We start from the raw sequence: 10,110 nt of genomic DNA on the forward strand, positions 1-10,110 counted from the left end.
GGCGATGGCCGCGAAGCCGCATGCCAAAGACCGCGAGGGGTAGGCAAAGTGACGCCACGCACCCGCCGGCCGGCGCCTGCGGCCGACCAACTCCGGTGATAGGATAGCGGCAACCCTGTTCTACCCTGCCGGAGCGGTCTGTGAGTTCGAATGTGACGTTGATCCTGACGACGGTGCCCGACCTGGAGACGGCGCAGACGCTCGCAGCACAGGTACTGGATGCACGTCTTGCTGCATGTGTCAGCCAGCAAGGCACCGTGCACTCGACCTATCACTGGCAAGGCAAGCTCGAGTCGGCGGATGAGATTCAGATGCTCTTCAAAACGAGCATCGCACGAGCCCCTGAGCTCGAGCAGTTCATCCAGAAGCACCACCCGTACGACACACCCGAAATCCTCTGCTGGCAAGCCACCGCGTCCGCGGCCTACGGCCAGTGGGTCATTGCTGAAACCCAACGCCCTGTTCATGTTTAACGCTCTGCACCGAGGGGGGCGCGACACGCTGCGCGCGGCCGTCCTGTTTGTCTCCTGCCTGTTGGTGGTTCTGATGTCCGCGGGCGTGGCGCGCGCCGACGATGATTTTCTCGATCCGGCGGTCGCCTTCAAGTTCAGCGCCACCGAGCAGCCGGGCGAAGTTGTCGTCCACTACAAGATTGCGGACGGCTACTACATGTATCGGGAGCGTTTCGCGTTCGCGACCCGCAACGGCACCGTGACGATCGGCGATCCGCGGTTGCCGGCTGGTCACATCAAGTTCGATCAGACGTTCGGCAAAAACGTCGAAACCTACCGGAACGACTTGACGATCCGCATTCCGGTGAAAGATGCGGCGGGGCCGTTCGATCTGGCGGTGACCTCCCAAGGTTGCGCGGACGCGGGGATCTGCTATCCGCCAATGGAGCGCGTCTACCACGTGGACGGCGTCGCGCTGCATCCGGCCAGCACGAATCCCGCACCGGCGGCGGCACAGACCGCGCAGACCGCGCAGCCGGCGCCGAACGGTACCGCCAATTCATCCTCCTGGTATGAGCGCACCACCAGCGCCGACTATGCGCAGTCCCTGCTGCAAGGCGGCAGCTTCCTGGCGATCGTCGGTGTTTTCTTCGTCGTGGGCGCTGTGCTGAGCCTGCTGCCATGTTCGTATCCGATGATCCCGATCCTGTCGGCGATCATCATCGGCGAAGGCGCGCGGGTAACGCGCCGGCGGGGCTTCGCGCTCTCGCTCGCCTACGTGATCGGTATGGCGCTGGTCTATACGGTGCTCGGCATCGCGGCGGCACTGGTCGGACAAAGCCTCGGCGCGTGGCTGCAGAATCCCTGGGTGCTGGGCGCGTTCGGCGTGCTGCTCGCCGTGTTCGCCGTGACGCTCATTGCCGGTTACGACATCGCCTTGCCGCAGCGCTGGCAAGACGGGGCGTCGCGTGCGTCGCAAGGGCGTTCCGGTGGCAAATTCGCGGCCGTAGCGGCGATGGGGGCGTTGTCGGCGCTGGTTGTCGGTGCCTGCATGACGGCGCCGCTATTCGCCGTTCTCGCGTTTATTGCGCATACCGGCAACGCAGTGCTGGGCGGCGCCGCACTGTTTTCTATGGGCATCGGGCTTGGCGTTCCGCTGCTGATCATCGGTCTGGGCGCCGGCACATTTTTGCCACGCGCGGGCGCGTGGATGGATGGCGTGAAGGTCTTTTTCGGCGTGGTGCTGCTCGCTGCCGCATTGTGGATCGTCTGGCCGGTGCTGGGCGCGGTCGCGCAGATGTTGCTGAGCGCGCTGTGGCTGCTGGTCGCGGCGGCCGCGTTGGGTCTGTTCTCGCCGCCCGCCGGCCCGAGTTCGGTGTGGCGCCGGCTTGGCCGCGGACTGGGCGTCGCGCTGACCATCTGGGCCGCGGTTTTGTTGGTGGGACTGGCGGCCGGATCGTCGGATCCGCTGAAGCCGCTCGCGGTCCTGGCCGCGCGCGGTGGTGTAGCCGGCACGGCGGGTACGCCATCAGAGGCATCAAATGCCTCCCAGGCTGACAGCCTGACGTTTGCCCCGGTGCGTTCTTCGGCCCAGCTCGACGAGGCCGTGAAAACGTCCGCCCAGCCGGCCATGCTGGATTTCTATGCGGACTGGTGCGTGAGCTGCAAGGAGATGGAGAAGTTCACCTTCAGCGACCCGCGCGTGCATGCAAGGCTGCAGCAGCTCAACCTGTTGCGCGCGGATGTCACGGCCAATAATCCGGATGACCAGACGCTGCTGAAGCGATTCAAGCTCTTCGGGCCGCCGGGCATCATCTTCTTCGATCAAAGCGGCGCCGAAGTTCTGCGCGTGGTGGGTTACGAGTCGGCTGATACCTTTTTGCATAGCCTCGACCGGCTTCCCACTCCGCCTCAGTCGTAACCTGGGTTGGCGTCTCGCCCGGCGGCCCTGGCCTGGCGGAATAGTGACGTCGGCCGCCGGCAAACACACAGCCATAAAAAAGCGGAGGCGCTGGAAACAGCGCCTCCGCTTCATCAACGGGCAGTTGCCTGACCGGCGCCCGAGCGTTCTTCACACGTCAGCCGCCCGACCCACGCCTGCACCTGCATTCACACATCACGAAGCGCAGAAAACGCGCGCCTCGCTACACTACTTCTGCGCCAGCAAGATCCGCGCGGCGTCCAGTGCGAAATACGTCAGCACGCCATCCGCACCGGCTCGCTTGAACGCCAGCAGCGATTCCATCATTGCCTTGTCGTGATCGAGCCAGCCGTTTTGTGCTGCGGCCTTCAGCATCGCGTACTCGCCGCTCACCTGATAGACGTAGGTCGGAAAGCGGAACTCGTCCTTCACACGCCGGAGGATATCGAGGTACGGCATACCGGGCTTGACCATCACCATGTCCGCGCCTTCTTCGATGTCCGCGCGCACTTCGCGCAGCGCTTCATCGGAGTTCGACGGGTCCATCTGATAGGTCATCTTGTTGCCCGTGCCGAGGTTCGTCGCGGAACCCACGGCATCGCGGAACGGACCGTAGAAGGCCGACGCGAACTTGGCCGAATAGGCCATGATTCGCGTGTGAATGTGATCCTCGCTCTCGAGCATTTCGCGGATCGCACCGATGCGCCCGTCCATCATGTCCGACGGTGCGACGATATCCACGCCCGCTTCCGCTTGAGCCCGGGCCTGCTCGACGAGAATATCGACGGTCTCATCGTTGATCACATAACCCGCTTCATCGAGCACGCCGTCCTGGCCGTGGCTCGTGTACGGATCGAGCGCGACGTCGGTGAGCACGCCCAGTTCGGGAAAGCGCTTTTTCAGTTCGCGAATGGCGCGCGGAATCAGACCCGCTTCGTTGGTGGCCTCGCGGCCATCCGGGGTCTTCAACGACGGTTCGATAGCCGGAAACAGCGACAGCACCGGCACGCCCAGTTCGACGCACTGTTCGGCCACGCCCATCAGCAGATCAACCGAGACGCGCTCGACGCCCGGCATCGACGGCACGGCTTGCCGCACGTCGGTGCCTTCGACGACGAACACGGGATAGATCAGGTCGTTGGTGGTCAGGATGTTTTCTCGCATGAGGCGGCGCGAGAAGTCGTCGCGGCGCATACGGCGCGGACGGTGATGCGGATAGAAGCTCATATCGGATGTCGTGGGTATCGTGGAGATGACAGGAACGCCTGCCTCCGCCTGCTGGAAGCTCTTTTTGAGACAATGGTATATCATACCGATCGAGCAAGGCGCCTAGCGCTGACCTCCCCGCTTCTCCTCCCTGAGCGGGTGCCTGTCGTTTTTCGATTAGGCTGTTTGGCCCGCCGTCAGTAGCGGCGGGTTTTTTTATGGGCGCGCGAAAGAAATAGGGCCCAGACCGAGCCCGAGCCTGACCTCGGCGTGGCTTACTCGGCAGCGGCGGCTGCGTCGTCCGTACCGGCTGTATCCTTGGGGATCAGCCAGCTTTCGATCAGTTCGTGAGCCTCGTCCAGGCCAACCCGTTTCAGGGCCGAGAACAGCTGGACGGTCAATTCTCCCTGGTAGCCGGCCGCGCTATATTCGGCCAGACCCTTCTGGGTGGCCCGCAGCGCATTGATGCTCTCCTGGCGCGTCAATTTGTCGCACTTCGTCAGTAAGGTGTGGATCGGCTTGCCGGTCGGCGCGAACCACTCGATCATCGTCCGGTCCAGGTCGGTCAGCGGCCGGCGCGAATCCATCATCAGAATCATGCCGCGCAGTTGCGAGCGCGATTGCAGGTAGCTCGACAGCAGCGCTTCCCAATGCGCCTTGGCGGCACCCGGCACTTCCGCATAGCCGTACCCGGGCAGATCCACCAGATGCGCGACCGGTTCCGCCGCCGGCCCCACCGAGAAGTAGTTGATATGCTGCGTGCGTCCCGGCGTCTTACTGGCGAAGGCGAGACGCTTCTGGTTACACAGCAGATTGATGGCCGTCGACTTGCCCGCATTCGAGCGCCCGGCAAACGCGATTTCGGGTTGCGGGGTGGCCGGCAGATCACGCAGGTGATTGACGGTCGTAAAGAAGCGCGATTGGTGGAGCAGGAAGGAAGACATGGGGGGAACCAGGATATGAGACGCCGGGGAACCCGGAGTGGGGACGGGTCAAGCCCGACTGGCGTCTAAGCGATTAGCGAGTTATTGTACAATACGACGGTTTACTGAATTTACTGAAGACCTGAGGAGGGGCCAGCGCGCGTGCCTCTGCGGTAGATCGGTCGCCGTCGTTTTGCAGAACCTCTAATTCCCACAAGACGAAACAGGGTGTGCGAATGAATCGACTGTGCAAAGCTCTGATGGTGTTTCAAGTAGCGGCAGGTCTTTCAGGTTTAGCAGTTCAGGCGCGAGCAGCAGATCCGGGAAAACCGGACATCAACCGGGGACAAGCCATTGCGACGCAGGTTTGCGCGTCGTGTCACGGTGCCGATGGCAATAGCGCCGGCGGGGCCTATCCCAAGCTGGCCGGCCAGCATCCCGAATATCTCGTCAAGCAGTTGATGGATTTCAAAACCCAGCCAGGCGCCAAGCAGCCCGCTCGCAATAATGCGATTATGGCGGCCATGGCCGCGCCGCTGTCCAATCAGGACATGGTGAACGTCGCCGCCTATTTCGCGGCACAGACGCCGAAGCCGGGTTACGCACACAACAAGAACACCGTCCCGTTGGGGGAAAAGATTTATCGCGCGGGCATCGCCGAACGGGCTGTGCCGGCGTGCGCGAGTTGCCACGGGCCGACCGGCCAGGGCATCCCGGTGCAGTATCCGCGTCTGTCGGGGCAGTGGGCGGACTACACGGTGGCGCAACTGACCGCGTTCACGCAGGGCCCGGGCGCGCGCAACAACAGCGATCCCATGCATACCATTGCGTCGCGGCTGTCGGATAGCGACATCAAGGCCGTGGCGGATTACATCGCGGGCTTGCATTAAGAAGTCCGCACGCAAGTGCAACCGGCCCAGCGAGGCCGGTGAAAAACAAGAAAAGGGTGATGGCGTCGTGCGCTTCGTGCGTCAGCGGCGGCCTTTCACCCTTTTTTGCTGTTCTGTCGGAGTGTGAATGAGCGTCACCACGTCGGGTATTGAAGTCAAGTCGGGCCAGCGGTCCATGCGTCGGGCCATCGAGTTGTTGAGTTCGATGCGTTTTGCCATCGCGCTGCTGGTGATTCTGTCGATTGCCAGCATCATCGGCACCGTCCTCACCCAGGACGACCCGTACCCCAACTACGTCAATCAGTTCGGCCCTTTCTGGGCGGACATCTTCCGCTCGCTGAGCCTGTACACCGTGTACAGCGCCTGGTGGTTCATGCTGATCCTCGGCTTCCTGATGGTCTCGGTGTCGCTGTGCGTGATCCGCAACGCGCCGAAGATGATCGCCGACATGAAGAGCTGGAAAGACAAGGTCCGCGAATCGAGCCTGCGCGCCTTCCATCACAAGGGCGAGTTCGCGGTGAGCGGTACGCGCGCAGAGGCCACGGCCACGCTGGCGAAACTGTCGGGGCGGCTCGGCTACAAGTTCGTGACGCGTGAATCGGAGGGCGCCACGCTGATCGCCGCCAAGCGCGGGGCGCTCACCAAGCTCGGCTATATCTCGGCTCACCTTGCGATCGTCATCATCTGTCTGGGCGGCCTGCTCGACAGCAATCTGCCCATCAAGCTGCAGATGTGGATGTTCAACAAGACGCCCATCAACAGCAACACCGTGATCAGCGACATTGCGCCTGAGCACCGTCTGTCGGAGTCGAACCCGACCTTCCGCGGTTACGCGTGGGTGCCCGAAGGCGAGCATGTCTCGACGGCGATCCTGAACCAGCCGAACGGCTCGCTGATCCAGGACCTGCCGTTCTCGATCCAGTTGAACAAGTTCATCGTCGATTACTACTCAACGGGCATGCCGAAGCTGTTCGCGAGCGACATCGTCGTGATCGACCACAAGACCGGCGCGAAGATTCCGGCGCGTGTCGAAGTGAACAAGCCGTTCGAGTACGACGGTGTGTCGATTTACCAGTCGAGCTTCCAGGACGGCGGCTCGCAGATGCAGATGACCGCCTATCCGATGACGGGCACCAGTGCGAAGACCGCGCCGTTCGGCGGCACGATCGGCAACTCGGCGCCGTTGGGCAACGCCGTACCCGGCGCTGACGGCCAGACCATCGAATTCGCGGATTTTCGCGCCATCAACGTCGAAAACATCTCGAACGGGAGCGGCGCCAATGACGCACGCGGGGTCGCCCATCAGACGCTGAAGGAAGCGTTCGACGAGCGGCTCGGCTCGGGCGCCAAGACTTCGAAGCCGTTGGACCTGCACAACGTCGGCCCGTCGGTACAGTACAAGGTGCGCGGCAAGGACGGTCAGGCGCGCGAGTACAACAACTACATGCTGCCGGTCGACGTGAGCGGCGAGAAGATGTTCCTTGCCGGCATGCGCGTCAACCCGGACGATCCGTTCCGCTATCTGCGCATTCCCGCCGATCAGGGCGGCACGGTCAAGGAGTGGATGAACCTGCGCGCCACGCTCGAGAATCCGGCCCTGCGCGCCGCCGCTGCGCACCGCTTCGCGTTGCGCTCGGTGCCGTCGTCCAACCCGGAACTGCAGCAACACCTCGAAGAAAGCGCGCTGCGCGTGTTGACCCTCTTTGCCGCCGGCGATAGCAGCGTCGGCATCATGCAGGGCGGCCAGAACATAGGCGGCTTCCAGGCGATCGCGGCGTTCATCGACCGTTCGGTGCCCAAGGGCGAGCAGGAAAAAGCGGCCTCGCTGCTGCTGCGCATGCTCGAAGGCTCGACGTGGGACTTGTGGCAACTGGCCCGGGAGCAGGCCGGCGAGCCGGACGCGACGCCGTCGGCGGACACCAGCCTGTTCATCCAGAGCTCGATCAACGCCATTTCCGACAGCTTTTTGTATGGTTCGCCCGTCTATTTACAGCTCGACTCATTCAGGCAGGTGCAAGCTTCGGTATTTCAGTTGACGCGCGCGCCGGGCAAAAAAGTCGTGTATCTTGGCAGCCTGCTCCTCGTATTGGGCATCTTCTCGATGTTCTACGTCCGCGAACGGCGCCTGTGGTTCTGGATCAAAGATACCGGTCACGGTACGAACGTCGTGATGGCGATGTCGAGCGCGCGCAAGACGTTCGACTTCGACAAGGAGTTTGCCCAAACGCGCGACGCTGTCGGCGCCGTGCTGGGTGCCCAACCCACTGACGCAACCGGCAAGGCCGGCGCCCCAGGTGCAGCATCGTCCGCAGGCTCACAAGATTCGACCCGGTAAGATCATGGACTTGACTCAGGTTTCCTCATCCCCTTCGCGCGGCGGCGCGCCGGCCAAGAACGCGCCGGACAATGCGGTGCAGCAGTTGGGGCTGCTCGACGAGCGGCCTTTCTTCAGGCGCCTCGGCGCATTCGACTGGCTGTTCGCTCTGGCGATGGTCGCGGGCGCGGGTTTCGCGCTGTCGCGCTATCACCCGTTCATGAACTACTACGACAAGCTGGTGCTGGTGTGCGCGGTGCCGGTCTTCGTCACGCTCGGCTGGCGCTGGAAACCGGTGCGGCTCCTGATTGCGAGTATCGCGGTGCTGTCGCTGTTTGCGATCCAGGTCTATCAGGGCGACCTGGCGCGGGCGGATAGCGCGTTCTTCCTCAAATACTTCCTCTCGAGCCAGTCCGCCATCCTGTGGATGAGCGCGCTGTTTGTACTGGCCACGCTGTTCTACTGGATCAGCTTGCTGTCGCGTTCGCCCACCGGCGCCGCGATCGGCTCGAAGATGACCTGGGCCGCCGTGCTGATGGGTTTCGTGGGCCTGATGGTCCGCTGGTACGAGTCGTACCTGATCGGCGCGGACGTCGGCCATATTCCCATCTCGAACCTCTATGAAGTGTTCGTGCTGTTCAGCCTGATCACCGCGCTCTTCTATCTGTACTACGAGCAGCACTACAACACCCGCGCGCTCGGCGCGTTCGTGCTGCTGGTGATCAGCGCCGCGGTCGGCTTCCTCATGTGGTACTCGATCTCGCGCGACGCGCAGCAGATCCAGCCGCTCGTGCCGGCGCTGCAAAGCTGGTGGATGAAGATCCACGTGCCCGCGAACTTCATCGGCTACGGCAGCTTTGCGTTGTCGGCAATGGTGGGTGTAGCCTATCTCGTCAAAGAGAACGGCATGCTGGCCGACCGCCTGCCGCCGCTCGACGTGCTCGACGACCTGATGTACAAGTCGATCGCGGTCGGTTTCGCGTTCTTCACCATTGCCACGATCCTCGGCGCGTTGTGGGCCGCTCAAGCCTGGGGCGGCTACTGGAGCTGGGATCCGAAGGAAACCTGGGCGCTGATCGTCTGGCTGAACTACGCGGCCTGGCTGCACATGCGGCTCATGAAGGGCCTGCGCGGCGCCGTCGCCGCATGGTGGGCGCTGACCGGCCTGCTGGTGACGACGTTCGCGTTCCTCGGCGTCAACATGTTCCTCTCCGGGCTGCATAGCTACGGCAAGCTGTAATATTCGCCGTTCTGAACCGACAAAGAACCGCCGGGTGCTCTGCACCGGCGGTTTTTTCGTTGGCGCGGGAATATCTATGCATCCGGCGTGTTCGTTAGAACAGTACGGGTGGCGAGTAGTCGAACGATCATCAACGTGGCCCGTAGGGGCCAGCAGGAGCGGCATCATGTGGATCAAGCGGACCGACAGGATTGCATTGCAGGGCGACAATATCGCCCGCAGCGAAATCACGCCGCAACGCGTGTACGAGAGCCGGCGGCGTGTGCTGCGAGCCGCCGGTGCGCTGGCGGCAGGTGGCCTGATGGGCGTGAGCGGCGAGGCGTTTGCCATGTACACCTCACCCGATGCCAAGGGCGCGAAGCTGGCGGCGAAGACCAATCCGAAATTCGTCGCGCAGGATAAGGTAAGTTCTTACAAAGACATTACCACCTACAACAACTTCTACGAGTTCGGCACCGACAAGAGCGATCCGGCGCAGAACGCCGGCACCTTGCGCCCGCATCCGTGGCGGGTCAGTGTTGAAGGCGAGGTGAAGAACGCCAAGGTGTACGACATCGACGATCTGTTGAAGCTGGCGCCGCTCGAGGAGCGCGTGTACCGGCACCGCTGCGTCGAAGGCTGGTCGATGGTGATGCCGTGGATCGGCTTTCCGCTGTCGGAGCTCATCAAGCGCGCGCAGCCCAATGGCAACGCCAAATACGTGCAGTTCATCACGCTCGCGGACCCGTCGCAGATGCCGGGCCTGTCGACGCCGATCCTGGACTGGCCGTACTCCGAAGGGTTGCGCATGGACGAGGCGATGAATCCGCTGACCTTGCTGACCGTGGGCCTGTACGGCGAGGTGCTGCCCAACCAGAACGGTGCGCCGCTGCGGATCATCGTGCCGTGGAAATACGGCTTCAAGAGCGGCAAGTCGCTGGTGAAGATCCGCTTTGTCGACAAGCAGCCTGCCACCAGTTGGAACACTTACGCGCCGAACGAATACGGCTTTTACTCGAACGTAAATCCGAACGTCGACCACCCGCGCTGGAGCCAGGCCACGGAACGGCGGATCGGCGAAGACGGCTTTTTCACGCCGAAGCGAAAGACGTTGATGTTCAACGGTTACGGCGATCAGGTTGCCTCGCTCTATCAGGGCATGGACCTGAAGAAGAACTTCTGACG

8 protein-coding genes are annotated in these 10,110 nt (G+C 62.8%); 6 read left to right on the forward strand and 2 right to left on the reverse strand.

Annotation, left to right across the window (positions count from 1 at the left end):
• The first annotated feature begins 140 nt into the window (after positions 1-140).
• Positions 141-473, forward strand: a complete 333-nt coding sequence (gene cutA / locus BUS12_RS32825; RefSeq protein WP_074301424.1) for a divalent-cation tolerance protein CutA — start codon at positions 141-143, stop codon at positions 471-473.
• On the forward strand, positions 466-2,373 hold the full coding sequence (gene dsbD / locus BUS12_RS32830; RefSeq protein ID WP_074301425.1) for a protein-disulfide reductase DsbD: 1,908 nt from the start codon (positions 466-468) through the stop codon (positions 2,371-2,373). The genes cutA and dsbD overlap by 8 nt, the downstream gene beginning before the upstream one ends.
• 228 nt (positions 2,374-2,601) lie before the next feature.
• Here the strand turns inward: dsbD and hemB are convergent, their stop codons facing one another.
• Both hemB and yihA read right to left on the reverse strand, forming a co-directional pair.
• The gene (gene hemB / locus BUS12_RS32835) at positions 2,602-3,600 is read right to left on the reverse strand and encodes a porphobilinogen synthase (RefSeq protein ID WP_074301426.1); all 999 of its coding nucleotides are present in this window, start codon (positions 3,598-3,600) and stop codon (positions 2,602-2,604) included.
• A 254-nt stretch (positions 3,601-3,854) separates the two neighbouring features.
• The gene (yihA, locus tag BUS12_RS32840) at positions 3,855-4,523 is read right to left on the reverse strand and encodes a ribosome biogenesis GTP-binding protein YihA/YsxC (RefSeq protein ID WP_074301427.1); all 669 of its coding nucleotides are present in this window, start codon (positions 4,521-4,523) and stop codon (positions 3,855-3,857) included.
• Between the two features lie 215 nt (positions 4,524-4,738).
• Here yihA and BUS12_RS32845 point away from each other — a divergent pair, with 215 nt between their 5' ends.
• The 4 genes from BUS12_RS32845 (at position 4,739) to msrP (ending at position 10,108) form a co-directional block, all read left to right on the forward strand.
• Positions 4,739-5,392 carry a c-type cytochrome gene (locus BUS12_RS32845; RefSeq protein WP_074301428.1) on the forward strand — a complete coding sequence of 218 codons (654 nt, stop codon included), beginning with the start codon at positions 4,739-4,741 and terminating at the stop codon, positions 5,390-5,392.
• A gap of 127 nt (positions 5,393-5,519) precedes the next feature.
• A complete protein-coding gene (locus BUS12_RS32850; RefSeq protein ID WP_074301429.1) occupies positions 5,520-7,727 on the forward strand; it encodes a cytochrome c biogenesis protein ResB in 2,208 nt (735 codons plus the stop codon).
• Between the two features lie 4 nt (positions 7,728-7,731).
• Entirely contained in the window at positions 7,732-8,946 is a 1,215-nt protein-coding gene (gene ccsB, locus BUS12_RS32855) for a c-type cytochrome biogenesis protein CcsB (RefSeq protein WP_074301430.1), read from the forward strand.
• 166 nt (positions 8,947-9,112) lie between these two features.
• Positions 9,113-10,108 carry a protein-methionine-sulfoxide reductase catalytic subunit MsrP gene (msrP, locus tag BUS12_RS32860; RefSeq protein WP_074301431.1) on the forward strand — a complete coding sequence of 332 codons (996 nt, stop codon included), beginning with the start codon at positions 9,113-9,115 and terminating at the stop codon, positions 10,106-10,108.
• Positions 10,109-10,110 lie beyond the last annotated feature (2 nt).

This window comes from Paraburkholderia phenazinium (genome assembly GCF_900142845.1).
GTDB lineage: Bacteria > Pseudomonadota > Gammaproteobacteria > Burkholderiales > Burkholderiaceae > Paraburkholderia > Paraburkholderia phenazinium_A.

Coding starts and splice junctions, on each gene's coding strand:
- yihA (WP_074301427.1), bottom strand. CDS start 4,523: ATGTCTTCCTTCCTGCTCCACCAATCGCGCTTCTTTACGACCGTCAAT.
- BUS12_RS32845 (WP_074301428.1), top strand. CDS start 4,739: ATGAATCGACTGTGCAAAGCTCTGATGGTGTTTCAAGTAGCGGCAGGT.
- BUS12_RS32850 (WP_074301429.1), top strand. CDS start 5,520: ATGAGCGTCACCACGTCGGGTATTGAAGTCAAGTCGGGCCAGCGGTCC.
- ccsB (WP_074301430.1), top strand. CDS start 7,732: ATGGACTTGACTCAGGTTTCCTCATCCCCTTCGCGCGGCGGCGCGCCG.
- dsbD (WP_074301425.1), top strand. CDS start 466: ATGTTTAACGCTCTGCACCGAGGGGGGCGCGACACGCTGCGCGCGGCC.
- msrP (WP_074301431.1), top strand. CDS start 9,113: ATGTGGATCAAGCGGACCGACAGGATTGCATTGCAGGGCGACAATATC.
- hemB (WP_074301426.1), bottom strand. CDS start 3,600: ATGAGCTTCTATCCGCATCACCGTCCGCGCCGTATGCGCCGCGACGAC.